The following is a 23,484-nucleotide window of genomic DNA, read 5'->3' as shown; positions in this document are numbered from 1 at the left end:
TTCTATGCGACTCACTGCCCTACCCGCATTTGCGGACAACTACATCTGGGCGCTGGTCGCCGACGACGGCCAGGCGGTCGTGGTCGACCCCGGCGACGCCGCCCCCGTCCTGGCTGCCGCAACGCAGCAGGGATGGACCCCCACCGCGATTCTGCTCACCCACCACCACAACGACCACATCGGCGGCGTGGCGGCCCTGCAGGCCCGGTATCCGGGGCTTGCGGTGTATGCACCCGACGATCCGCGCATCCCGATGGCTACCCACCGGGTGGCTGAAGGTGAATGCATTCAGGCAGCAGGCCAAAGGTTCCACGTAGTATCCGTGCCCGGCCACACCCGGTTCCACATCGCGTTTCACACCGCTGAACATCTTTTCAGTGGCGATGCGTTGTTCAGCCTGGGCTGTGGCCGCATGTTCGAAGGTACGCCGTCCCAGCTGCTGGCATCCCTGCAGAAGCTGGCGTCCCTGCCCCCGCACCTGCTGTTGTGCTGCGGGCACGAATACACCGTGTCAAATGCCGTCTTCGCGCGGCATGTCGACCCCACCAACGCTGCGTTGCTGCAGCGCCATGAGGAGGCCCTGGCCATGCGCCGCGATGACCGTCCTACGCTGCCCGTGTCACTGGCCAGCGAGCTCCACTGCAATCCGTTCCTGCGTACCGGAACGCCGTCGATCCAGCAGGCCGTCAGTGCCCACCTGGGTCGCCCCGTCACCGATGAAGTCGATGTCGTCGCAGGCTTGCGCGGCTGGAAAGACGGATTCGGTACATGAGCCGGCGATTGTTGCCGCTCGCGCTCGGCCTGGCGCTGTCCCTGGCCGGTGGCGCGAGCGCCCAGTCGTTGAGTGCGGGAATGTCGCAGAACGTGGCCGGGCTCTCCCAGCTGCCCCTGGACCCCGCCGCCCTGCCGCCGGTATCGGTGCGCAACGGGCAGGAAATCTTCGCCAGCTTCCGCGATGGCCTGGCCGAACCCACCTGCAACGCCGAGGCCACCAGCCCGCGGTGGCAGAAGCAGTTCGCGCATGCCCCGTCACGGCTGGCCAATACCGATGACGATGCCCTGGTGCTGTTTGGCTACGTGGTCGAAGAACTGCGCCGGTCCAACCTGCCCACCGAATTCGCGCTGATTCCGTTCGTGGAAAGCGGCTACCGGCCCAATGCCCGCAATGGCAGCGGTCCCGCCGGGCTGTGGCAGTTCATCGCCACCACCGCCAAGAACCACCGCGTACAGATGACCCCGGGCTACGACGGTCGCCTGTCCGCAGTGGATTCCACCCAGGCCGCGGTGCGTTACCTCAAGACCCTGCACGGCATGTTCGGGGGCGACTGGCGCCTGGCCACCATGGCCTACAACGCCGGCGAGTACCGGGTGCTGCAATCGCTGCGCAAGGCCGGCATGAACGCGCAGAACGCGCGCCCGGCCGAATTGCCGGGGCTGTCGCCGATCACCTATGCCTACGTCGAGAAGCTGCACGCCCTGGCCTGTGTGCTGGAAAACGCCGAAACCAAGCCAGGCGTGATGGCCTCGCTGGACCGCACGGTGCCGGTGCTGAAGGGCCACACCCTGCCCGCGGGCACCAGCGTCCAGCAGTGGGCCGCACAGCGCTCGCTGGACCCGGCGCGGATTGCCCGGCTCAACCCGGCACTGGCGAGCGGCAAGGGCCGCCCCAGCGGCCAGGTGACGGTGCTGGCACCGGCCACGCACGCGCCGGTCGACGCCAGCGCAGCCGTGATGGCCGCCGTGGCCGCCGTGGAGTCCCCGGACCGCACCGAGACCGCGCCGGCCGCCAAGGCCACTGCGCCGACCGCGCGCGCGGCCCGGACCGTGGCCAGCAGTGCCGACCGGCCGCGCAACCGCCGCCACACCGTGCGCGACGGCGAGTCGCCGTGGACCATCGCGCGCCGCTACGGCATGCCGCTCAAGGCGCTGTTGTCGCTGAACGGGCTTACCGGCAGCAGCGTGCTGAAGCCGGGGGCGGTGTTGCGCGTGGAAGATTGATACGACGCGCCGGCCCGGCCGGCCTGATCGGTTCGATGCGGTACCTACGATGCCCGGCCTTGCCGGGCATCGTCGTTTCCGGCGCCCGGCATGGTGCGGGTCTGCCGCGGACGGCAGCGCCGGTTCGGGTCATGCCGACATCGCGCTGATCGGCTGGGTCTGCAGCCGGCTGGGGCGCGACCCTACCGGGATAGCGAGCGTGCGAGCCATCAGGTGCGGCCGACAGGTTGCGCCGCGATGGATCCAGCCTCGGCCGCCGTGCGCCCCGGCCGCCCACCAACCTCGGCCCAAGGCGCGGCGGCGGCGCATGACCGCCGCCGGTGACGGATCGGCCTTCGGGCCTGCCCATAACGCAGAAGGCCCGGCAATGCCGGGCCTTCTGCTGCCACTGCAACCGGATCGGTTACAGGTTCGCCTCTTCGGTCTGCACCTTGTAATGCTTGCGCATCGCGTCGATGTAGGCCTTGGCGGCGGCCATGCCATCGATCTGGTTGAGCTGATCGGTGAAGGCCTTCTTCTGCTCCGGCTGGATCTCGGCCAGGTTGGCCGGATTGACCTTGTTCACCGCAAAGACCAGGTAACGGCCCTGCATGGCGACCTTGCCGTAGCTCGGCTTGCCGTCGGCCGGCAGTGCCGCGGTGAACACGGCGCGGTTGATTTCCGGGGTCGGCACCGGCTGGGTACGCGGCAGGCCCGGCAGCGGGGTCACCTGCAGCTTGTCGCTGACGGTGAGGGCCTGCAGGGTCTGGCCGGCCTTGAGCTTGGCCAGCACCGCATCGGCGGCCTTCTCCGACGCCACACGGACACGCTCGCCACGGATGGCGGCAATCACCTGTTCACGCGCCTTGGCCAGCGGCATCGCCTGCTCGGGGCTGTGATCGGTGACGCGGATCATCACGGTGTGGTTCGGCTCCAGCTCGATCGGATCGCTGACGGTGCCGTCCTGGGTGAGCACGTCGGAGAACGCGGCGCGCAGCACGGCCGGGTTGGCCGCGATGCCACTGGCGGTGGTGCGGGTGAACGGCCCCAGGGTCTGGACCGGCAGGCCCATGTCCTTGGCCGGGCCTTCCAGCGAGGTCGGGTTCTTGTACACCAAGTCGACCAGGCGGCCGCTCAGGTCGGTGAACGCACGCTCGTTGTCGGCCTTGAGTGCCTCGGCGGCGAGCTGGTCGCGCACCGCTTCGAACGGACGGCCTTCGCCGCCCTTCTTTTCGCGCAGCAGCAGCACGTGGTAACCGAAGTCGGTCTTGACCGGCCCGGTCACTTCGCCGGCCTGCATGTTGAACAGCGCGTCCTCGAACGGCTTCACCATTGCGCCACGCTCGACCCACCCCAGATCGCCACCGTGTTCCTTGGAACCGGGGTCTTCGGAGTTGGCCTTGGCCAGTGCGGCGAAATCGGCACCGGGCTTGCGCGCGTCGGCGGCAATGCGGGTGGCCTTCTCTTCGGCGGCCTTGAGCTTGGCCGGGTCGCTGCCATCGGCGGCGATCAGGATGTGCGAAGCCAGGCGCTGTTCCGGGGTGGCAAACCGCGCCTTCTCGTCTTCATAGCGCTTGCGCAGGGCGGCTTCGTCGGCCGGGGCGGCCGCCGGCAGGTTCGCACCGTTGATTTCGACGTATTCGAGCGACACGGTTTCCGGCTGGCGGAAATCCTTGGTGTGGCTGTCGTACCACTGCTTGATCTGCGCGTCGGTGACCTCGGCGGTGTCGGCCGGCAGTTCCGGCAGCGCGGCCAGTTCGACGTCGCGGGTTTCGCCCAGCAGCTTGAGCAGGCGCTCGGCTTCGGCGGCGGTGGCAAAACCGGACACCTGCAGCGCTGACGGAATCACCGACTGCTGGATGCTTTCGCGCACGAGAGCCTCGAACTGGGTCGGGGTACGCGGCGGATTGCCACCGGCCAGCGCGAGGCGATACTGGTTGTCGTTGAACTTGCCGTCCGCGCCGATGAAGGCCGGGATCGCGGCGATGTATTCGCGCACGGCGTTGTCGCCGATGACGATACCGGACTGTTCACCGGCCAGGCGCACGACCTGTTCGTCGATCATCTGGTCCAGGACGGCGAGCTTGTTTTCGGTGCTTTCAAACTCGCGCGGGTCGAAGTTCTCGCCCTGCTCCTGGCGCGCCTGCTGGCGGGCCTGTTCGAAACGCACGCGGAAATCCTGCGAGCTGATCTCGTGGTGCTGCCACAGGAACGACATCGGCCACCACGACGGCGCCGAGCGCCACCAGGTCGGCGGTGCCGCCACCTTGGCCACGTTCTGCGCACCCACGCCACCGAGGTAGCTGGAGTCGATCACGAACAGGAACGGAATCATCAGCAGCCCCAGGATCACGGTAACGATCCAGCCCGAGGTCTTGTCGCGAAGTTTCTGCAGCATGGGAAAAATCATGGCCTGAGTGGCGAGCCGGGCAGTGTAACCCGCTTCCGGCGTGGCTCCAAAACCATCGCGGGCAGGCGCGGCGCCGCCATCGCAACGGCTGCGGGCCGCCGGATGTCGCCATCACACCGATCCCGGCAGGGGCCGCTGGCCGCGACGCGGTTGACGCCGCCGCGGCACACAGAACTGTTTCTTCTGCCAGCGGCTGTTGGTGGATCGGGCACTGGGCCCCATGCCCTTTCCGGCGAATGTCCCCCGGCGTCGGCCTGCGGCCGCCCCCTCCTCCTTTATTTCGCCTCCAAGGGCATGGGGCCCAGCACCCGACCCACCAACGGGAGCCAGAGATGCCTCGCTCCGGGGCTGTCCGCATGCCGAGCCCCGTAGCGGCCGGTAGGCTCCTGGGCAAAATAAAGGAGGAGGCCGCCAGGCCGGGGGACATTTGCGCCAGGGGCCTGCCGGCCGCTGCGGGGCCCTCACGCTCGCAGTAGTCCCGAACGGAGCCGCGCCCCCGATCCACACCGTCGCCTGGACAACCAAGACGCACGTGCACGGATGCACGCCATCTGCGCCGGGCGTTGCAACACGACGTTCCCGTCCGCGGGGAGAAAAACCAAAAAAAAAGCCCCTGGTTTGCACCAGGGGCTCTTCAAAGATTGGCGGAGCGGACGGGACTCGAACCCGCGACCTCCGGCGTGACAGGCCAGCATTCTAACCAGCTGAACTACCGCTCCGCGCTTGAAACTTTGCAGGCGCTCATTCTATCCGAAGATATTCAGAAAACCTACCCCGATGACTGCTTTTTTCGAGGATTTTTTTAAAACTGGCGGAGCGGACGGGACTTGAACCCGCGACCTCCGGCGTGACAGGCCAGCATTCTAACCAGCTGAACTACCGCTCCGCATTTTAACTTTTTCAGCCGACCAACGGTCTGCTTTACCAGCTGACCAACGGTCAGCTCTACCATCGGCGGAGAAAACAAGGCCCCCGATTGCTCAGGGGCCTTCTTGAAACTGGCGGAGCGGACGGGACTTGAACCCGCGACCTCCGGCGTGACAGGCCAGCATTCTAACCAGCTGAACTACCGCTCCAAATCTCAAACGTTTACTGCGGTGCTGTGGTGGGTGCTGAGGGTTTCGAACCCCCGACCCTCTCCGTGTAAAGGAGACGCTCTACCGCTGAGCTAAGCACCCCAGCAAGCCGCTTAGTTTACGGCATCCTTCAGGGCTTTGCCAGCCTTGAACGACGGATTGTTCGATGCAGCGATCTTGATGGTGTCGCCGGTCTTCGGGTTGCGGCCGGTGCGGGCAGCACGCGCGCGAACCTGGAACGTACCGAAGCCCACCAGCGTCACAGCGTCACCGCCCTTCAGGGCCTTGGTGATGGAAGCGATGACGGCATCGACGGCGCGGTTGGACTCGGCCTTGGTCAGGTCGGCGGCCTCGGCAACGGCGTCGATCAATTCGGTCTTGTTCATTCTGTACAGCTCCTTTGGCGGGGATTCCGCATGTTCGACAGTGAAGCATCCGACCCAGACTGCGGCCGGATGCCAGTGAAGTTCTCGATTCGCCGACGTCAGTGCGTACTGACTCGCGAGTGGTGCTTTTATACCAGTGGACCCCTACCCGCGCAAGCTGAAAAGCCAATAACGACGCGGGTTTCGGGCATTTCGACAGCACACGTCAATGCTTGACGCGCGTGTTGGAAGCTGTCTTGCTCTTGCCGCGCACTGTGACGCGCGCCCCATCCTTCTTGGCCTTCTTCGGGGTGAGCGGGGTCTCCAGGGCCAGGTCCAGCACTTCTTCGATCCACTTCACCGGGATGATCTTCAGATCACGGGTAACGTTGGCCGGGATGTCCGCCAGGTCCTTGCGGTTCTCCTCGGGGATGATCACCGTGGTGATGCCGCCACGCAGCGCGGCCAGCAGCTTCTCCTTCAGCCCGCCGATCGCCGTGACGCGGCCACGCAGGGTGATCTCGCCGGTCATCGCCACTTCGGCCCGGATCGGCACCTTGGTCAGCGTGGACACCAGCGACGTCACCATCGCGATGCCGGCACTCGGGCCGTCCTTGGGGGTGCTGCCGTCGGGCACGTGCACGTGCACGTCGTGCTTCTGCAGGAACTCGTTGTCGATGCCCAGCCGCTCGGCGCGCGAACGCACCACCGACAGGGCGGCCGAGGCCGATTCCTTCATCACGTTGCCCAGCTGGCCGGTCAGGATCAGCTGGCCCTTGCCCGGGACCAGGGTCGATTCGATCTGCAGCAGGTCGCCGCCCACTTCGGTCCAGGCCAGGCCCGTGACCAGGCCAATCTCGTTCTGTTCCTCGGCGCGACCGAAATCGACCCGGCGCACGCCCAGATACTTGTCCAGGTTCTTGCCGGTGACCACAACCAACGCCTTCTTCTTCGCACCGGCCTTCTTGCTGGCCTTGGCCGGCTTGGGCAGACCGGCCGGGCCGGCCAGCGCGATTTCCTTGACCACCTTGCGGCAGATCTTGGCCACTTCGCGCTCGAGGTTGCGCACGCCCGATTCGCGCGTGTAGTAGCGCACGATGTCCTGGATGGCGTCAGCCTCGATCTCCAGTTCCTCCGGCTTCAGGCCGTTGGCCTTGAGCTGCTTGGGCACCAGGTAGCGCATGGCGATGTTGAGCTTTTCATCCTCGGTGTAGCCGGGGATGCGGATCACTTCCATGCGGTCCAGCAGCGGGCCGGGAATGTTGAGCGAGTTGGAGGTCGCCACGAACATCACTTCGGACAGGTCCAGGTCCACTTCCAGGTAGTGGTCGTTGAACGCGTTGTTCTGCTCGGGATCCAGCACTTCCAGCAGCGCCGACGACGGATCGCCACGGAAGTCCATCGACATCTTGTCGATTTCGTCCAGCACGAACAGCGCGTTCTTGCTGCCCACCTTGTTAAGGTTCTGCACGATGCGGCCCGGCATGGAACCGACATAGGTGCGACGGTGGCCGCGGATTTCGGCCTCGTCGCGCACGCCGCCCAGGCTCATGCGCACGAACTTGCGGTTGGTCGCTTTGGCGATGGACTGGCCGAGCGAGGTCTTGCCCACACCGGGCGGGCCGACCAGGCACAGGATCGGGCCCTTCATCTGCTTCACGCGCGACTGCACCGCCAGGTATTCCAGGATGCGGTCCTTGACCTTGTCCAGGCCGAAGTGATCGGCATCCAGCGTGTCCTGCGCGGCCTTGAGGTCCTTGCGCACCTTGGTGCGCTTCTTCCACGGCACGCCCAGCAGCCAGTCCAGGTAGTTGCGCACGACCGCCGCTTCAGCGGACATCGGCGACATCTGCTTGAGCTTGTTGAGCTCGGCCTTGGCCTTGGTTTCCACCGGCTTGGGCATGCCCGCCTCGGCGATCTTGCGGGCCAGTTCGTCCAGCTCGCCGGGCGCATCGTCCAGGTCACCCAGTTCTTTCTGGATGGCCTTCATCTGCTCGTTGAGGTAGTACTCGCGCTGGCTCTTTTCCATCTGCGACTTCACGCGGCCGCGGATGCGCTTTTCCATCTGCTGCACGTCGATTTCGCCGTCGACCAGGCCCACCAGCATTTCCAGCCGGTCGCCGATCTGCAGGGTTTCCAGCAGGCGCTGCTTGTCGGCCAGGCGCACGCTGATGTGCGCGGCGATGGTGTCGGCCAGGCGCGCGGGTTCATCGATGCCGGCCAGGGTCTGCAGCAGTTCCGGCGGCAGCTTGCGGTTGGTCTTGACGTACTGCTCGAACAGCGACATCAGCGAGCGGGCGATCGCTTCGATCTCGCGCGGCTCGCGCGACTCGTCCGATTCGATTTCGGTGGCGATGCCCTGCAGCGCGCCGTCACGCTCGGTCACCTGGGTGACGTTGACCCGCGACAGGCCCTCGACCAGCACCTTGATGGTGCCATCGGGCAGCTTCAGCAGCTGCAGCACCTGGGCCAGCGTGCCCACCTGGTACAGGTCGGCGGCGGTGGGATCGTCGGTCTCGGCCGACTTCTGCGCCAGCAACAGGATGCGCTTGTCCGCCGCCATCGCCTGTTCCAGCGCGTGCATGGACTTGTCGCGGCCGACAAACAGCGGAATGACCATGTGCGGGAACACCACCACGTCACGCAGCGGCAGTACCGGCAGGTCGAGAGTCTCAGTTGGGGAACGGGCCATGTGGGCTCCAGTGGAACAGTGGGGATGGCCTCCGGGCGCCTCGCCCGGATACAAAAAAAGCCGATGGCCTCGTTATGGGGCCATCGGCTTCTAGATGCAAGCTGTTCTGAAAAACTTCTATCAATTCAATTGCTTGAACCGATTATTCAGCGCCAGCCGCCTTCTGTTCAGGCGCCGGTGGCGTCTGGTAGATCAGGTACGGCTCGGACTTGTGCTCGATCACCGATTCATCCACCACGACCTTGCTGACGTTCTCGGCCGACGGCAGGTCGTACATGGTGTCCAGCAGGACCGATTCGACGATGGTACGCAGGCCACGGGCACCGGTCTTGCGCTTGAGCGCCTTGCGGGCGATCGCGGCCAGGGCGTCGGGGCGGAACTCCAGCTCGACGTGTTCCATCTCGAACAGCTTCTTGAACTGCTTGGTGATGGCGTTCTTCGGCTCGGTGAGGATGCGCACCAGGGCGGCCTCGTCCAGCTCTTCCAGGGTCGCAACCACCGGCAGGCGGCCGACGAATTCCGGGATCAGGCCGAACTTGATCAGGTCTTCCGGCTCGACTTCGGCCAGCACCTTGCCGATTTCCTGCTTGCGCTCGGCGCTCTTGACCTTGGCACCAAAGCCGATGCCGCCCGAATCGTTGGAACGCGCCTGGATCACCTTGTCCAGCCCGGCAAACGCACCGCCGCAGATGAACAGGATGTTCTTGGTGTCCACCTGCAGGAATTCCTGCTGGGGATGCTTGCGCCCGCCCTGCGGCGGCACGCTGGCCACGGTGCCTTCGATCAGCTTCAGCAGGGCCTGCTGGACGCCTTCGCCGGACACGTCACGGGTGATCGACGGGTTCTCGCTCTTGCGCGAGATCTTGTCGATTTCATCGATGTAGACGATGCCCTGCTGTGCCTTCTCGACGTCGTAGTCGCACTTCTGCAGCAGCTTCTGGATGATGTTCTCCACGTCCTCGCCCACGTAACCGGCTTCGGTCAGCGTGGTGGCGTCGGCCATGGTGAACGGCACGTTGAGCAGGCGGGCCAGGGTTTCGGCCAGCAGCGTCTTGCCCGAACCGGTCGGGCCGACCAGCAGGATGTTCGACTTGGCCAGTTCGACCTCGTCGTTCTTCTGCCGGCTCTCGATGCGCTTGTAGTGGTTGTACACAGCCACGGCCAGCGTGCGCTTGGCCCGGTTCTGGCCAATCACGTACTGGTCAAGGACCTCGAGGATCTCGCGCGGCTTGGGCAGCGAACTGCGCGCCGACTGCGCCTTTTCCTCAAGTTCTTCACGGATGATGTCGTTGCACAGCTCCACGCACTCATCGCAGATGAACACGCTCGGGCCCGCAATCAGCTTGCGCACCTCATGCTGGCTCTTTCCGCAGAAAGAGCAGTAGAGGATCTTGCCGGTGTCCGTGGAACGACCTTGGCGGTCTTCGCTCATGCTTCGCTTACCCAGTTACCCCACCCGCTGAACGGGGGTTCGATTCGAGAATAACACAGGGTCGGGGGGACACCAGTCCGCCCGACCCTGCGGAAACAAGCCGGTTTGCCGGCCTGGATGCGTCATCACGCCGGGGTGATCGACTCTTCCGGACGGCGTTCAAGCACCTGATCGACCAGACCGTAAGCCACCGCATCGGCGGCGCTCTTGAAGTTGTCGCGCTCGGTATCGCGCGCGATGGTCTCCAGCGACTGGCCGGTGTGCTTGGCCAGCACCTCGTTCAGGCGCGAGCGCAGGGTCAGGATTTCACGGGCATGGATGTCGATATCCGTGGCCTGGCCCTGGAAGCCGCCCAGCGGCTGGTGGATCATCACCCGCGAGTTCGGCAGCGCATACCGCTTGCCGGCCGCGCCGGATGCCAGCAGCAGCGCGCCCATCGAGGCGGCCTGGCCGACGCAGATGGTGCTCACGTCCGGCTTGATGTACTGCATGGTGTCGTAGATCGCCATGCCGGCGGTGACTACGCCACCGGGCGAGTTGATGTAGATGCTGATGTCCTTTTCCGGGTTGTCCGCTTCCAGGAACAGCAGCTGCGCCACCACCACGTTGGCCATGTGATCGTCGATCGGGCCAACCAGGAAGATCAGACGCTCTTTCAACAGGCGCGAATAGATGTCATAGGCGCGCTCGCCGCGGCTGGTCTGTTCGACCACCATCGGAACCATGTTCAGGGCTGTGGTTCGGTTGTCCATTAGTGAGGCACCTATTTTGGGGGGAACAACCCCGCGCCGGGGCGCGGGGCGTAAAACGCGGGCCGCTTACTGGCGGATCGCGTCCTGGAACGACAGCTGTTCTTCGGTGTGCTGGGCGCGCTCGGCGATCCAGTCGATCACCTGCTCTTCCATCACGCGATTCTGCAGCCCACTCATCAGCTGGGGGTCATTGCGGTACATCTCAATGACCTGCTCCGGCTCTTCGTAGGTCGAGGCGATCAGGCGCATGGTTTCATTCAGGCGCTTGGGATCCAGGCGCAGGTCGTTCTTGCGGGCCACTTCGCCCACCAGCAGGCCGACCAGCACGCGCTTGGCGGCGGCGTCCTTGAAGCCTTCATGGGCATCGGCCGGGATTTCGCCCGGGTTGCGGCCGCTGCGGCGGATCTGCTCGATCTGCTGGCCCAGCATGGCACGGGCTTCGTTCTCGACCAGGCGCGGCGGCATTTCCACCGACGCATAGGCGGCGATCAGCTGCTCGCCCACTTCACGGCGCAGGCGGTTCATCAGGGCGCCCTTCAGCTCGCGCTCCAGGTTGGCGCGGATGTCCTTGCGGAACTGCTCCTCGTCACCGCCCTTCACGCCGAAGCTCTTGATGAAGTCTTCGTCCACGTCCGGCAGCACCGGGGCGGAGACGTCCACGGCCTTGACCGTGACCTTGACCTGCTTGCCGGCCAGGGCCGGCACGCGCCAGTCAGCCGGGAATTCGACGTCCAGGGTCTTTTCTTCACCCTTGGTCATGCCGACCAGGCCCTGCTCGATCTGCTCGAACATCATGCCCTGGCCCACGATGACGCTGCCCTTTTCGCTGCCTTCGGCCGGCAGGCGCTCATCGCCGGCCTGGGAGAAGGTTTCCAGCGCGACCAGGTCGCCTTCCTGCGCGCCACGGGTGACCGGGCTCCAGCTGCGGCGCTGTTCGCGCAGGTTGGTGATCATCTGGTCGATGTCGGCATCGCTGATGTCGGCGGTGTGGCGCACCACGGTCAGCTTGCTGACGTCCACGTCGCCGAAGTCCGGAATCAGCTCGACGGTGGCCACGAAGGAGAATTCGCCTTCCTCGCCCTTGTCGATACGCGGGGTGCCGGCGATGCGCAGCTCGTGCTCACGCAGGGCGGCATCGAAGGTCTCGCGCAGCAGGCCGTCGACGGCTTCGCTGCGGACCTGCTGGCCGAAACGCTGTTCGATCACCTTGGCCGGGATCTTGCCCGGGCGGAAGCCCTTGATCCGCGCGGTGCGGGCGATTTCGCCCAGACGGCCACTGATGTGGGTCTGCAGGCGGTCTTCCGGCAGCGAGAAGGTCAGGCGGCGTTCCAGATTGCCAGTGGATTCGATCGAAGCTTGCATGTTGACTCCTGCCACCGGCGGCAACGCCCCCGGCACGATGTGATGGATGGAACGGGTTTAGAACGCGGGGTCGTTGACGCGCATGCCCGCCGCAGCCCTGTAGTTTCGCCGATAACGGCCAGCGCCGCCAGCGCGGGCCGGGCGCGGCCGTGAAGGCGCACCAGGGCAGCATGCCGCCGTCTCCCGGGATCCGGGACGTGCCCATCGTCATGGTGCCGGCCAGCGCCGGGAATGGGATGGTGCGAAAGGGGGGACTCGAACCCCCACGCCTTGCGGCACTGGAACCTAAATCCAGGGCGTCTACCAATTCCGCCACTTTCGCGAGCAGATGCTCAGCCCACCATTGTTGCAGGGCTGGAGCCAAAGAAAAAGCGCTGTCGGCGCCACCGGCCGGCGGCGCGCCACGCATTCAGGCCTCTGGCCGGCCCGGCGGCGCGGCTGGCGCTTGCACGGGCGCGGCGGGCATGGCTTCCAGCAACCGCTGCGCCAGCGCGCGGTAGATGGGCTGGCGGCAGACCAGCGACGACACCGCGCGGGCCAGCAGCACCGCCGCCAGGATCGGCAGCAGCATGTCGGTGTTGTCGGTCAGCTCCATGGAGATGACCGCCGAGGTCAGCGGCGCCTGGGTGACGCCGGTGAGGTAGGCACACATGCCCAGCAGCACCACCGCCGACGGGTCCACCCCGGGCAGCAGCGCGGCCAGGTTGTGGCCGATGCCGGCGCCGACGGCCAGCGCGGGCGAGAACAGCCCGCCCGGGATGCCGGCGATGTAGGACACCAGGTTGGCGGCAAGCTTCATCAGGCCGAATTCGTGTCCGACCAGCGCCTGCCCCTGCACCAGGCCGCGGGCCTGCTCGTACCCGGTGCCGAACGCGCCCGCGCCGAACACCAGCCCAAGCAGTGCCAGCAGCAGCCCGCAGGCGGCGGCGAACAGCACCGGTCGCGCCGACCGCGCCCGCCCCAGCCAGCGCGGGCGTCCGTCCATCGCGGCCAGCACCACGCGGCTGAAGAGCCCCCCGGCCAGACCACCGACCACCCCGCACAACAGCACCGCCAGCCAGCCCATGCCGAGCGGCAGTGCCACATCCACCCGGCCGAAATAGGTGTAGTTGCCCAGCAGCCCCAGCGAAACCACGCCGCCGACGATCACCGCGGTCAGCAGCGCGCCCGAGAAGCGATGCTCCAGCCGCCCGGACAGCTCCTCGATGGCGAACACCACGCCGGCCAGCGGGGTGTTGAACGCCGCCGCGATACCCGCCGCACCACCGGCCAGCAGGAAGTGGCCGGCGTGGCGCGGGTCGCGGAAGCCCAGCGCACGCCCGATCACGTACATCAGGCTGGCCCCGACATGCACGGTGGGGCCTTCGCGCCCGACCGACGCCCCGCCCAGCAAGGCCAGCACCGTGAGCCCCAGCTTGCCCGCGGACACCGGCAACGACAGGTTGCGCTGGCGGAAGTCGGCATCGGGTTTGTCCAACGCGGCGATCACCTGCGGAATGCCGCTGCCGCGGGTGGGCTTGAGCGCACCGTGGGTGAGCCAGGCCAACAGGGCGAACACGGCCGGGGTGAGCAGCAGCGGCCACCACGGCGAGGCATCGTAGATGCGCCGGAACAGCGCGAATGCCGCGTCGCTGGCCTTGGCGAACAGGATGGCGGCCAGCGCCACCGCCACTGCCCCGCCCCACAGCGCCAGGCGCTCGAACCATTGCTGCCGCGAGCCGAGCCAGCGCGTGCGCGACGAAGGTGACGGGGTATCCATGCCGATAGTGTTCCACCGGACCGATCCACGCGATGTGCAGTGACTGGCGGCAGCGGCGGCCGAATCAGTCGGTTGGCACGGCCTGGGCGGGCTGGAAGTCACCGTCGGCCAGGTCGGTACGCAGCACGGTCTGCGCGTAAGGATGGGCGGGCACGTCTGCGAGCGGGATGGCAGGCACGAACGTGCCCGGCGCCATGTCATGGCGAACCACCGTGGTGGCGTACTGCGCCTGCACCGACGGCGGCGCGGCCTGCGGCGGCGCGTCGGCCGCCAGCGCGGTACCGGCAAAGGCGGCCAGCATGAGTCCGGCGATAGTGGGAAGAGTCATCGTTGCTGCCCTCGAACAGGCGCCATTGGCGCGGTACGTCGAGTGAAACGCGGTTGCCAGGCACAGACCGTGCGCGGCGTTGCAGGTTGGGAAAACGCCTTGACGTGTTCGGCGCGGCGGGCGGCGGGAAGTCATGGCAACTCCGTGCGCGATGGAGATCCTGGCGCGTTGGACCGTTGCCGAGCGTGGCTCGGCACTACCGGGTTGCGTCGCACGCGAACGCCGGGCAAGAAAAAAGCCACCTGGATGACCAGGTGGCTTTCGTCTTGGTGGGCTGTCAAGGATTCGAACCTTGGACCTATTGATTAAGAGTCAACTGCTCTACCAACTGAGCTAACAGCCCGAAAATCGGGAGGCGAATTATGCTGGATTTCCCGCCGGGGATGCAAGCACTTTTTCTAAACGGGCGAGAAACACCGCTCCGCGGTAGAGCCGGGCTCTGCCCGGCTGGCAGAGCTTCGATCCCGCTCGGCTCTACGTGGTTGCCGAGCGTGGCTCGGCACTACCAACGCCCACAGAACCGCAGGCAAGAAAAAAGCCACCTGGATAACCAGATGGCTTCTGTCTTGGTGGGCTGTCAAGGATTCGAACCTTGGACCTATTGATTAAGAGTCAACTGCTCTACCAACTGAGCTAACAGCCCTGAAAACTCAGACGCACATTGTAACGCGTGTGTCGTCTTTTGCAACCCTGATTCACTTTCGGCGAACCAGTTTCAAATCAGTGGGGTGGCTGAGGGGACTCGAACCCCCGACCTCCGGAATCACAATCCGGAACTCTAACCAACTGAGCTACAGCCACCACTGAAACCTTTGCTTCCTGACGCATGCACCTGATGGTGCGCCCGACAGGAATCGAACCTGTAACCGCCGGCTTAGAAGGCCGGTGCTCTATCCAGTTGAGCTACGGGCGCCCTGGCTGGATTATCGCATTTCAATCCTGTTTTGAGCAGGCTTGGTCGGGGTAGAGGGATTCGAACCCCCGACATCCTGCTCCCAAAGCAGGCGCGCTACCAGACTGCGCTATACCCCGGCGGTTTGATCCCTCGAGGTTCCCCCCGAAAGAGTCGGCTATTGTGGGAATGTGCGCGGCATCTGTCAACGCTTTTTTCACGTTGTCGTGCATGCCCCGATCCGGCAACAGCGTATCGGCTATTCTCGGCACAGCGGCCGGATGGTCGGCACCCTACCCTTCAAGGAGATTGGCAATGCGCAGCGGCAACCCCGCACTTTCCGAATCGACGTTCCTCGACCTGGCCAGCGGCTCGGTGGTGACTTCGCCCGATCAGGTGATGACCATCAATGGCACCGTCAACAAGACCGGCGTGCTGTTGCTGCTGACCGTGCTGACCGCGGCGTACGCGTGGAGCCAGGCCATCGACGCCTCCGGCCTGCCCACCTCCAGCGCCATGCTGTACGCGATGGGCGGTGCGATCGGCGGCCTGGTGCTGGCGCTGGTGACGGTGTTCAAAAAGGAATGGTCGCCGGTGACCGCGCCGATGTACGCGCTGGTGGAAGGCCTGTTCCTGGGGTCCATCTCGGCCCTGTTCAACGCCAAGTTCCCGGGCATCGTGATGCAGGCGGTGATGCTCACCTTCGGCACGCTGTTTGTGATGCTGGCCGCTTACCGCAGCGGGCTGATCAAGGTCACCGAGAACTTCAAGCTCGGCGTGGTCGCCGCGACCGGCGGCATCGCGCTGCTGTACCTGGCCTCGTTCGTGCTGGGCTTCTTCAACATCAACATCCCGATGATCCATGAAGGCGGCTGGGTCGGTATCGCCTTCAGCCTGTTCGTGGTGGTGGTGGCCGCGCTGAACCTGGTGCTGGATTTCGACTTCATCGAAACCGGTGCCGAAGCACGCGCACCGAAGTACATGGAGTGGTACGGCGCGTTCGGCCTGATGGTGACGCTGGTGTGGCTGTACGTGGAATTCCTGCGCCTGCTGTCGAAGATCCAGCAGCGCTGAATCACCACCAGGGAAACACCCAAGGGCGCCTTCGGGCGCCCTTTTCATGCGCCGGCCTGGCGGGCCAGCAGCGTGGGCACTGCCGAGGCCAGCAGCGCCACGCCCGAGGCGGTCAGCAGGCCCAGCACGATCTGGCGGAAGCGCGCTTCGCTGATGCCGATGTAGAGACGGGCACCGAGCAGCGTCGGCACCAGCATGGCCGGCGCGACGATGGCGAAGTACGGCAGCATCTGGCGGGTGACCACGCCACTGCCCAGGTACACGCCCATGGTGACCAGCAGCATGGACAGGTTGAAGTTCTGGATGACCGCTCGCTGCTCGTCCTTGCCGAAGCCGCGCAGCGTGGCCCAGAGCGTTGGCACCGGCCCGGCGAAGCCACCGATGCCGCTGAGCACACCACCGGCCATGCCGGCCACCGTGTCGCCCAGGCGACCACCGACGGTGATCGGCGGCAGGGAACGCGCCATCAGCATCACCGGGCACCACAGCGCAAGAAACCCACCCAGCAGCGCCTTGAACCACGCCATGTCCAGGTGCGGCAACACCGCCACGCCAAGTGGGATGCCTGCCAATCCGCCCAGCACGAACGGCAGCAGCAGCCGCAGGTTGAAGCCACGGCGTACGGTGAACACCGCCAGCAACTGACCCACCAGCGCACCGAACACCGACAACGTGGCCGCCAGCCGCGGGTCCAGGGTCCACGCCCAGAACGACATCGCCACCATGCCGAACGCAAAGCCCGACAGGCCCTGCACGAACCCCGCCACGATCGCGCCCAGCGCGACCACCAGATACACCGAATCCATTCACGCGTCCCGTTGCTGGGCGACCGCTAGACGGCCGCGCTGACCAGCCCAGCGTAATGCGCGGCCAGGTAGTCCACCAGCGCGCGCACCTTCGGTGCCAGCGAACGTGCGTGCGGGTACAGCGCGAAGTAGCGCCGCTCACCGGCATGCCATCCCGGCAGCACGCGGATCAGGCGACCGGCGCGCAGGTCGTCCTGCACGGTCAACGCGGTGAACAGGCTGATGCCCATGCCCGCCTGCACGGCGGCGTACAGGGCGGGCGTGGCATCCACGCGCAGGCGCTGGCCGGCGTCCACGCTGGCCTGTGCACCCCGCGGCCCGTGCAGGTGCCACGGGGTGCTGGCGGCGCCGGGCTGGAACGCCAGCAGCGTATGGGCGTGCAGGTCGGCCACCTGGCGCGGCAAACCATGCCGGGCCAGGTAGGCCGGTGCGGCCACCAGGATGCGCGGGCAGCAGGCCAGCTCGCGCGCCACCAGTTGGCTGTCGGGCAAGGTGGCGGCAATGCGCAGGGCCATGTCAAAACCGCCACCGACCACGTCGACCAGCTGGTCGTCGGCGCACAGGTCCAGCGACACCTGCGGATAGCGGGCCAGGAAACCGGGCAACCAGTGCGCCAGCTCCTGGCTTGCAACGACCTGCGGCACGCTGATCCGCACCCGGCCGCTCGGCGCTGCCTGCACGGCGCGGGCGCGGTCGTCGGCCAGTTCCAGCCGCTCCAGCAAGGCCACGGCATCGCGGTAATAGTCACGCCCGGCCTCGGTCAGCGACAGCCGCCGGGTGGTGCGATCGAGCAACCGGACCTGCAGATGCTCTTCCAGCTGCCGCAGTTGCCGCGACATGGACGAGTGGGTGGTCCCCTGCCGCTCGGCGGCCGCACTGAAGCTGCCGGCCTCGACGATGGCGCGCAGCGCGCGCAGGGCGGCGAAGTGGTCCATCGACAGGCAGCTCCAGGTGGGTGGCAGGACCCGCGGTTGCGGGCCCCGCCAGCTTATCAAGCGCCGTTGCCGGCCTCGCGCACCGGCAGGGCCAGGATCGCGTCGGTGGCCATGACATCGCCGAACGCATCCTGGATCTGCGCCAGCGACGCCTCGTGCAGCGCGCGGTGGCCGATGCGCTTGCCGTCGGCCAGGTCCAGGTCGCGGCTGGCACTGGCGTCGGACGCCACGAGGACGCGATAGCCGCGCGGCGCGGCCGCCGCATCGCGGGCGGCACCGACGACGCAGGCATGGGTCTGCAGCCCGGTGATGATCAACGTGTCGATGCCGGCGTCCTTGAGCGCCTTGTCCAGCACTGCGGCCGAGCCACCGGCGAAGACGCTGACGTTGTCCTTCTCAATGACGGTTTCGCCACTGCGCGGCTGCATGTCGCGATGGAAGGCGACGTTGACGCTGCCTTGCGCGAACAGCGGCGCGCCCGCCGGCAGCACATGCTGCACGTGGATGACGCGGATGCCGTGGGTATCGGCGAAGTCGACCACGCGGCGGGTCTGGCGCAGTGCGGCCACGCCGTCGGGAATGACCATGCGGCCCCCGGCAAAGCCTGCCGCGGCATGGGCATCGAAGTACTCGTTCTGGACATCGATCACCAGCACGGCGGTCTTGGCGGCGTCCAGCGCGGCGATCGCCGGGGCACCGGCCAGGTGGCGGATGGTGGGATGGGTCGGTTCGGCGGCTGCCACCGGGGCGGTGGCAGCCATGCCGGCCAGGCTGGCAAGGCCGAAGGCGGTGAGGTTCATCGTGGTGTTCCTGCGCGTGGAAAGTGGGCACAGGATGCTGCGCGGATCTCGCACTAACCAGCCCTCTGACCGCACAGAATCTGTGCCCAATTCGCACAGATAACGTCCCAGGCCCCCAACGCAACGGGGCGCCCGAAGGCGCCCCGTTGTGGACTCTGCCGATGTCGACCGACCGCTTACAGGCGGCTGGCGATGGCCTGGGCGAAGCCCATGGTGTTGCCGGTGCCGCCGAGGTCGCCGGTCAGCGAATCCTTGGCTTCCAGGGTGGCGACGATGGCCTTGCGCAGCCGCTCGGCGTTGTCGGTCTGGCCGACGTGGTCCAGCATCTGCGCGGCCGCCAGCAGCAGCGCGCACGGATTGGCCTTGCCCTGGCCGGCGATGTCCGGCGCGGTGCCGTGCACGGCTTCGAAGATGGCCGCGTTCTCACCGATGTTGGCACCCGGGGCCAGGCCCAGGCCGCCCACCAGACCAGCGCACAGGTCGGAGATGATGTCGCCGAACAGGTTGGTGGTCACGATGATGTCGAACTGTTCCGGACGCATCACCAGCTGCATGCAGCAGTTGTCGACGATCATTTCCTGGAACTCGATGTCCGGGTACTTGGCCGCCACTTCGCGCGCCACGGCCAGGAACAGGCCCGAGGTCGACTTGATGATGTTGGCCTTGTGCACGGCGGTGACCTTCTTGCGGCCGGTGCTGCGGGCCAGCTCGAAGGCGTAGCGCACGATGCGCTCGGAGCCCTTGCGGGTGATGCGGGTACCGGAGAACGCGGTCTCGCCGTCGGCCGACACTTCCTGGCCTTCAGCCAGGTAGGCGCCTTCGGTGTTCTCACGCACGGTGATCAGGTCCACGCCGTCGCCGAAGCGCGACTTGGTGTTCGGGAACGACACGGCCGGACGCACGTTGGCGTACAGGTCGAAGTGACGGCGCAGGCTGACGTTGATCGAGGTGAAGCCGCCACCGACCGGGGTGGTCAGCGGGCTCTTCAGGGCGATCTTGTTGCGTGCGATCGATTCCAGCGTGGAAGCGGGCATCAGGTCGCCGTGCTTTTCCAGCGCGACCAAGCCGGCGTCGGCGTCTTCGTATTCAAAGCCGGTGTCCAGCTTGCCGAGCACGAACAGGGTAGCGTCCATGATCTCCGGGCCGATGCCGTCACCGCGGATGACCGTGATTTTCTGCGTCATTGATGTGTATTCCGAACCGAGGGGGAGCGCCGTCCGTCAGCTACGCGGAGCACGGGCGCAAGGGAAGTTTCATCGGCAATTATGCCTGACCCGCCCAACGGACCCAAATCCGCCATTGGTAGTGCCGGCCGCTGGCCGGCAACCAGACAGCCCCACACACCGGCAGCCAGCGCCCCACCGGTAGCCACCGACCGTTGGTCGGTGGGCACCCAATGCCGAACATGAACAGAAACCCGCCGGCGCGTCGCCGGCGTCATCAGGGAGGGCAGCGCCGCGGCCGCCCCAACCTCAATGTTCGTGAACAGCCGGTGCGGCGGCGCCGCCTTCGAGCTGGTCCAGGAAATCGACCGCGCGGCGCAGGTGCGGAATCACGATGGAGCCGCCGACCACCAGGCCCACCGAGAACGTCTCGAAGAACTCCTCGCGGGTCACCCCGGCGTCCTTGCACTGGGCCACGTGGTAGCTGATGCAGTCATCGCAGCGCAGCACCATCGAGGCGACCAGGCCCAGCAGCTCCTTGGTCTTCACATCCAGCGCGCCGGCCTGGTAGGTCTGGGTGTCCAGCGCGAAGAAGCGGCGGACCACCTGGTTGGGCTCGCCCAGGATGCGCTGGTTCATGCGCTGGCGGAATTCGGTGAACTCGGCGATGCGGTCCTTGCTGCCGTCGTCGGCCGCGCTCACGCCTGGCCCTCGCCGGCCAGCAGCGGTTCCAGCTTGCCGGCCCGGTGCAGCGCCATCATGTCGTCATAGCCGCCCACGTGGACGTCGCCGACGAAGATCTGCGGCACGCTGGTGCGGCGGGTCTTGGCCATCATCTTGTCGCGCTCGACCGGGTCCAGGTCGATCCGCACTTCGGTCCAGTCGCGCCCCTTGCTCTTCAGGAAGTTCTTGGCGGCCACGCAGTAGGGGCAGACGGCGGTGGAATAGATGGTGATGGCGGGGGCCCCACCCGGGTTGGACGCAACATCTTGGCTCACGGGAAACTCCACGGACAAACGAGTGTCTGTATATGGTAGCTGGCCGCTGGTTTTTCCATGTCATGACCGCAACACTGTGGATTAACCGCAGATTGGCATGGGGCCTGTCACGCTGCCGCCCTGGTTCCCCGCCCTGCCCGTCCTGGAGCTTCACTTGCGCCCTCTGCTGCTCTCCGCCGCGCTCACCCTCGCCCTGGCCACGCCGTTGGCCTCGGCCCAGGACTCCAAGCTGCCGGACATCGGGTCGTCGGCCGGGGAACTGCTGACCCCGGCGCGCCAGGCCGAGTACGGCGGGATGATGCTGCGCGAGCTGCGCAACTACGGCTTCCTGCTGGACGACCCGCTGGTGGACGACTGGCTGCAGAACATCGGCACCCGGCTGGGCTCCAACAGTGCCCAGCCGCGCCAGTCCTACACGTTCTTCATGCTCAAGGACCGGCAGATCAACGCCTTCGCCACGCTGGGCGGTTATGTGGGGGTCAACGCGGGCCTGGTGCTGACCGCCGAACGCGAGGATGAGGTGGCCGCAGTGCTGTCCCACGAAATCGCCCATGTCACCCAGCAGCACGTGCTGCGCGGGGTGGAGCGCGCCCAGCGCGACCAGATCCCGATCCTGCTGGGCATGCTGGCGGCGGTGGTCGCCGCGCAGCAGGCCGGCGGCAGCTCCTCCGGCGATGCGACCATGGCCGCGATCACCTCGGGCATGGGCCTGATGCAGCAGCGCCAGATCAACTACACCCGCAGCAACGAATCCGAAGCCGACCGTCTGGGCATCCGCACGCTGGCCCGCAGCGGCTACGACGTGGATGCGATGGCCGGCTTCTTCGAACGCATGTCCGCCTCGATGCGCGGCAACGCCGGCGGCTACTCGGTGCCCGACTTCCTGCAGACCCACCCGGTCAACACCACCCGCATCAGCGAGGCCAAGTCCCGCGCCGAGCAGATGAAGAAGGACACCGTGCTGCTGACCACCGAGGTTCCCGGTGGGGTCCGCCAGGAACGGGTGAACCCCGCCGACCCGGCCCTGTCCGACCCGATCGTGCGACGCGGCAACCCGCTGCTGCCGGCCTCGATGCAGCTGTCGGTGAATGCCCTCAGCCGGGGCGCCAGCGGCCAGTTCGAATGGGCGCGCGAACGCCTGCGGGTGCTCAGCGCCGATACGCCGGGCGACGTGGTGCGCGAGTACGAAAACCTGCAGCGCGCGCAGAAGGACGGCTTGAGCCCGGCGCAGCGCTACGGCCTGGCCCTGGCACGGCTGCGCAACAGCGGGGCCGCGCAGGCCCGTACCGACCTTGTCGCGCTGCTGGGCGACCATCCCGACAACCTGTGGGTCGCGGTGGCGCTGGGCCAGGCCGAGTCGCGCGCCGGCCAGGCCGCCCAGGCCAACGCCCGCTTCGAGACGCTGCTGCGCCAGCACCCCGGCAGCCGCCCGGTGGCCCTGACCTACGCCGAAATCCTCAACGAGCAGGGCGGCCGCGAGGCCGGCCAGCGCGCGCAGGCGATGCTGCGCCCGCTGCTGTCGCAAAGCGGCAATGATCCGGTGTTCCAGCTGCGTTATGCCCGGGCCAGCGAACTGGCCGGCGACACCGTACGGGCCAGCGAGGCGTACGCCGAGGCGGCCTACCTGAACGGCCGGCCGGAGCAGGCGCTGATCCAGCTGCAGGCCCTGAAGAAGCAGCCCGGGCTGGACTATGTCGGCCGCGCGCGGGTGGATGCGCGCATCGAGACCATCACCCCGACCGTGCTCGAAATGCGCCGCCAGGGCATCAGCGACCCGGAGCTGGAACGGCGTTGAGCCGGCGACCGCGCTGCCGGCAGATGACCAGCGCATGGCAATCGGCATCGATCGCCGCCCCGGTCGTCACAAACATGTCATGAAACCGTAGTCTACTGGGCTCAATCCCGGTCTGATAAGCAATACGGTGCGCACGTGCAGAAACGCATTCTGATCGTCGATGACGAACCCGCGATCCGCGAAATGGTCGCCTTCGCCCTCCGCAAGGGCGACTACGACCCCATCCATGCCGGCGATGCGCGCGAAGCGCAGACGGCGATCGCCGATCGCGTCCCCGACCTGATCCTGCTGGACTGGATGCTTCCGGGCACCAGCGGGCTGGACCTGGCCCGGCGCTGGCGCAAGGAGGCCCTCACCCGCGAGGTGCCGATCATCATGCTGACCGCGCGAGGCGAAGAGAACGATCGCGTCGGCGGCCTGGAAGCCGGTGTCGACGACTACGTGGTCAAGCCCTTCTCGGCCCGCGAACTGCTGGCCCGGATCCGCGCGGTGATGCGCCGCGCCCGCGACGATGACGAGGATGGCAGCGTGGCGGTCGGTTCGATCCGCATCGACGGCGCCGCCCACCGCGTGTTCGCTGGCGACCAGCCGGTGCCGATCGGCCCCACCGAATACCGCCTGCTGCACTTCTTCATGACCCACCCCGAGCGCGTCTATACCCGCGCCCAGTTGCTGGACCATGTGTGGGGCGGCAGCGTTTACGTGGAGGAACGCACCATCGACGTGCACATCCGCCGGCTGCGCAAGACGCTGGAACCGTTCGCGGCGGAAAACATGGTGCAGACCGTGCGCGGCGCCGGGTATCGCTTCTCCACCTCGACCTGATCACGGCGCTGCTTCTGCTAGGCTCAGGCAGCTGCAGCAGCTG

General features: G+C 66.6%; 19 protein-coding genes and 10 tRNA genes. 5 read left to right on the top strand and 24 right to left on the bottom strand.

Translation table 11 applies throughout. The annotated features are described in order from the left end of the window. The first annotated feature begins 4 nt into the window (after positions 1 to 4). Together gloB and ACZ0AE_RS04340 are read left to right on the top strand one after the other, a co-directional pair. Complete coding sequence (gene gloB, locus ACZ0AE_RS04345; protein WP_448133111.1) at positions 5 to 772, top strand: hydroxyacylglutathione hydrolase; 768 nt, start codon at positions 5 to 7, stop codon at positions 770 to 772. Then, on the top strand, positions 769 to 1,998 hold the full coding sequence (locus ACZ0AE_RS04340) for a lytic transglycosylase domain-containing protein (protein WP_038690138.1): 1,230 nt from the start codon (positions 769 to 771) through the stop codon (positions 1,996 to 1,998). The genes gloB and ACZ0AE_RS04340 overlap by 4 nt, the downstream gene beginning before the upstream one ends. Positions 1,999 to 2,401: 403 nt before the next feature. Here the strand turns inward: ACZ0AE_RS04340 and ACZ0AE_RS04335 are convergent, their stop codons facing one another. From ACZ0AE_RS04335 to ACZ0AE_RS04250, 18 genes are all read right to left on the bottom strand, one after another. Continuing rightward, a complete protein-coding gene (locus tag ACZ0AE_RS04335; protein WP_038690140.1) occupies positions 2,402 to 4,375 on the bottom strand; it encodes a peptidyl-prolyl cis-trans isomerase in 1,974 nt (657 codons plus the stop codon). 654 nt (positions 4,376 to 5,029) lie between these two features. After that, a tRNA-Asp gene (locus ACZ0AE_RS04330) sits at positions 5,030 to 5,106 on the bottom strand. A gap of 90 nt (positions 5,107 to 5,196) precedes the next feature. Beyond that, positions 5,197 to 5,273: transfer RNA gene (locus tag ACZ0AE_RS04325), tRNA-Asp, on the bottom strand. A 113-nt stretch (positions 5,274 to 5,386) separates the two neighbouring features. Continuing rightward, positions 5,387 to 5,463: transfer RNA gene (locus ACZ0AE_RS04320), tRNA-Asp, on the bottom strand. 27 nt (positions 5,464 to 5,490) lie between these two features. Further along, a tRNA-Val gene (locus ACZ0AE_RS04315) sits at positions 5,491 to 5,565 on the bottom strand. Between the two features lie 11 nt (positions 5,566 to 5,576). Next, positions 5,577 to 5,849 carry an HU family DNA-binding protein gene (locus ACZ0AE_RS04310; RefSeq protein ID WP_038690141.1) on the bottom strand — a complete coding sequence of 91 codons (273 nt, stop codon included), beginning with the start codon at positions 5,847 to 5,849 and terminating at the stop codon, positions 5,577 to 5,579. 205 nt (positions 5,850 to 6,054) lie between these two features. Beyond that, positions 6,055 to 8,520 carry an endopeptidase La gene (gene lon / locus ACZ0AE_RS04305; protein ID WP_038690143.1) on the bottom strand — a complete coding sequence of 822 codons (2,466 nt, stop codon included), beginning with the start codon at positions 8,518 to 8,520 and terminating at the stop codon, positions 6,055 to 6,057. A 142-nt stretch (positions 8,521 to 8,662) separates the two neighbouring features. Continuing rightward, positions 8,663 to 9,952: an ATP-dependent Clp protease ATP-binding subunit ClpX gene (gene clpX, locus ACZ0AE_RS04300; RefSeq protein WP_038690151.1), complete on the bottom strand. Its 1,290-nt coding sequence runs from the start codon at positions 9,950 to 9,952 to the stop codon at positions 8,663 to 8,665. 125 nt (positions 9,953 to 10,077) lie between these two features. After that, the gene (gene clpP / locus ACZ0AE_RS04295) at positions 10,078 to 10,704 is read right to left on the bottom strand and encodes an ATP-dependent Clp endopeptidase proteolytic subunit ClpP (protein WP_038690153.1); all 627 of its coding nucleotides are present in this window, start codon (positions 10,702 to 10,704) and stop codon (positions 10,078 to 10,080) included. Between the two features lie 66 nt (positions 10,705 to 10,770). Beyond that, entirely contained in the window at positions 10,771 to 12,066 is a 1,296-nt protein-coding gene (gene tig / locus ACZ0AE_RS04290) for a trigger factor (RefSeq protein WP_038690156.1), read from the bottom strand. 237 nt (positions 12,067 to 12,303) lie between these two features. Further along, positions 12,304 to 12,388: transfer RNA gene (locus tag ACZ0AE_RS04285), tRNA-Leu, on the bottom strand. A gap of 87 nt (positions 12,389 to 12,475) precedes the next feature. Next, positions 12,476 to 13,825 (bottom strand): chloride channel protein, encoded by a 1,350-nt coding sequence (locus ACZ0AE_RS04280; RefSeq protein ID WP_463600459.1) that lies wholly within the window; start codon positions 13,823 to 13,825, stop codon positions 12,476 to 12,478. 64 nt (positions 13,826 to 13,889) lie between these two features. Next, a complete protein-coding gene (locus tag ACZ0AE_RS04275) occupies positions 13,890 to 14,153 on the bottom strand; it encodes a hypothetical protein (protein WP_463600458.1) in 264 nt (87 codons plus the stop codon). A gap of 267 nt (positions 14,154 to 14,420) precedes the next feature. Continuing rightward, a tRNA-Lys gene (locus ACZ0AE_RS04270) sits at positions 14,421 to 14,496 on the bottom strand. A gap of 224 nt (positions 14,497 to 14,720) precedes the next feature. Then, a tRNA-Lys gene (locus ACZ0AE_RS04265) sits at positions 14,721 to 14,796 on the bottom strand. Between the two features lie 81 nt (positions 14,797 to 14,877). Beyond that, positions 14,878 to 14,954: transfer RNA gene (locus ACZ0AE_RS04260), tRNA-His, on the bottom strand. Between the two features lie 35 nt (positions 14,955 to 14,989). Then, positions 14,990 to 15,066: transfer RNA gene (locus ACZ0AE_RS04255), tRNA-Arg, on the bottom strand. Positions 15,067 to 15,108: 42 nt separating this feature from the next. Beyond that, positions 15,109 to 15,185 (bottom strand) — tRNA-Pro (locus tag ACZ0AE_RS04250). Positions 15,186 to 15,360: 175 nt separating this feature from the next. On the opposite strand from ACZ0AE_RS04250, the gene ACZ0AE_RS04245 reads away from it, so the two are divergent. Then, positions 15,361 to 16,119: a Bax inhibitor-1/YccA family protein gene (locus ACZ0AE_RS04245; protein WP_038690162.1), complete on the top strand. Its 759-nt coding sequence runs from the start codon at positions 15,361 to 15,363 to the stop codon at positions 16,117 to 16,119. Between the two features lie 44 nt (positions 16,120 to 16,163). On the opposite strand, the gene ACZ0AE_RS04240 is transcribed toward ACZ0AE_RS04245, so the two are convergent. The 6 genes from ACZ0AE_RS04240 to grxC all read right to left on the bottom strand — a co-directional run bounded on the left by ACZ0AE_RS04240 (position 16,164) and on the right by grxC (position 20,821). Further along, on the bottom strand, positions 16,164 to 16,925 hold the full coding sequence (locus tag ACZ0AE_RS04240; RefSeq protein ID WP_038690164.1) for a sulfite exporter TauE/SafE family protein: 762 nt from the start codon (positions 16,923 to 16,925) through the stop codon (positions 16,164 to 16,166). A gap of 26 nt (positions 16,926 to 16,951) precedes the next feature. Next, positions 16,952 to 17,860: a LysR family transcriptional regulator gene (locus tag ACZ0AE_RS04235; protein ID WP_463600457.1), complete on the bottom strand. Its 909-nt coding sequence runs from the start codon at positions 17,858 to 17,860 to the stop codon at positions 16,952 to 16,954. Between the two features lie 56 nt (positions 17,861 to 17,916). Beyond that, complete coding sequence (locus tag ACZ0AE_RS04230) at positions 17,917 to 18,660, bottom strand: cysteine hydrolase family protein (RefSeq protein ID WP_463600456.1); 744 nt, start codon at positions 18,658 to 18,660, stop codon at positions 17,917 to 17,919. Positions 18,661 to 18,836: 176 nt separating this feature from the next. Next, complete coding sequence (locus ACZ0AE_RS04225; protein ID WP_038690170.1) at positions 18,837 to 19,844, bottom strand: isocitrate dehydrogenase; 1,008 nt, start codon at positions 19,842 to 19,844, stop codon at positions 18,837 to 18,839. Between the two features lie 288 nt (positions 19,845 to 20,132). Next, positions 20,133 to 20,525, bottom strand: a complete 393-nt coding sequence (locus ACZ0AE_RS04220; protein WP_038690172.1) for a carboxymuconolactone decarboxylase family protein — start codon at positions 20,523 to 20,525, stop codon at positions 20,133 to 20,135. After that, positions 20,522 to 20,821, bottom strand: coding sequence for a glutaredoxin 3 (gene grxC, locus ACZ0AE_RS04215; protein WP_038690174.1), 300 nt, complete (start codon positions 20,819 to 20,821; stop codon positions 20,522 to 20,524). Before grxC ends, ACZ0AE_RS04220 begins: the two co-directional genes overlap by 4 nt. A gap of 154 nt (positions 20,822 to 20,975) precedes the next feature. Here grxC and ACZ0AE_RS04210 point away from each other — a divergent pair, with 154 nt between their 5' ends. Both ACZ0AE_RS04210 and phoB read left to right on the top strand, forming a co-directional pair. Further along, the gene (locus ACZ0AE_RS04210) at positions 20,976 to 22,616 is read left to right on the top strand and encodes a M48 family metalloprotease (protein WP_463600455.1); all 1,641 of its coding nucleotides are present in this window, start codon (positions 20,976 to 20,978) and stop codon (positions 22,614 to 22,616) included. A gap of 135 nt (positions 22,617 to 22,751) precedes the next feature. Continuing rightward, positions 22,752 to 23,441 carry a phosphate regulon transcriptional regulator PhoB gene (phoB, locus tag ACZ0AE_RS04205; RefSeq protein ID WP_038690178.1) on the top strand — a complete coding sequence of 230 codons (690 nt, stop codon included), beginning with the start codon at positions 22,752 to 22,754 and terminating at the stop codon, positions 23,439 to 23,441. The last annotated feature ends 43 nt before the right edge of the window (positions 23,442 to 23,484 follow it).

This window comes from Stenotrophomonas sp. AC248 (genome assembly GCF_979258185.1).
Note: the sequence above shows the minus strand (reverse complement) of the source record. Positions and strands in the feature narration are given on the sequence as shown.

Coding starts and splice junctions, on each gene's coding strand:
- ACZ0AE_RS04310 (WP_038690141.1), bottom strand. CDS start 5,849: ATGAACAAGACCGAATTGATCGACGCCGTTGCCGAGGCCGCCGACCTG.
- ACZ0AE_RS04245 (WP_038690162.1), top strand. CDS start 15,361: ATGCGCAGCGGCAACCCCGCACTTTCCGAATCGACGTTCCTCGACCTG.
- ACZ0AE_RS04240 (WP_038690164.1), bottom strand. CDS start 16,925: ATGGATTCGGTGTATCTGGTGGTCGCGCTGGGCGCGATCGTGGCGGGG.
- lon (WP_038690143.1), bottom strand. CDS start 8,520: ATGGCCCGTTCCCCAACTGAGACTCTCGACCTGCCGGTACTGCCGCTG.
- clpP (WP_038690153.1), bottom strand. CDS start 10,704: ATGGACAACCGAACCACAGCCCTGAACATGGTTCCGATGGTGGTCGAA.
- ACZ0AE_RS04225 (WP_038690170.1), bottom strand. CDS start 19,844: ATGACGCAGAAAATCACGGTCATCCGCGGTGACGGCATCGGCCCGGAG.
- ACZ0AE_RS04235 (WP_463600457.1), bottom strand. CDS start 17,860: ATGGACCACTTCGCCGCCCTGCGCGCGCTGCGCGCCATCGTCGAGGCC.
- gloB (WP_448133111.1), top strand. CDS start 5: ATGCGACTCACTGCCCTACCCGCATTTGCGGACAACTACATCTGGGCG.
- clpX (WP_038690151.1), bottom strand. CDS start 9,952: ATGAGCGAAGACCGCCAAGGTCGTTCCACGGACACCGGCAAGATCCTC.
- ACZ0AE_RS04230 (WP_463600456.1), bottom strand. CDS start 18,660: ATGAACCTCACCGCCTTCGGCCTTGCCAGCCTGGCCGGCATGGCTGCC.
- ACZ0AE_RS04275 (WP_463600458.1), bottom strand. CDS start 14,153: ATGACTCTTCCCACTATCGCCGGACTCATGCTGGCCGCCTTTGCCGGT.
- ACZ0AE_RS04280 (WP_463600459.1), bottom strand. CDS start 13,825: ATGGATACCCCGTCACCTTCGTCGCGCACGCGCTGGCTCGGCTCGCGG.
- tig (WP_038690156.1), bottom strand. CDS start 12,066: ATGCAAGCTTCGATCGAATCCACTGGCAATCTGGAACGCCGCCTGACC.
- ACZ0AE_RS04340 (WP_038690138.1), top strand. CDS start 769: ATGAGCCGGCGATTGTTGCCGCTCGCGCTCGGCCTGGCGCTGTCCCTG.
- ACZ0AE_RS04335 (WP_038690140.1), bottom strand. CDS start 4,375: ATGCTGCAGAAACTTCGCGACAAGACCTCGGGCTGGATCGTTACCGTG.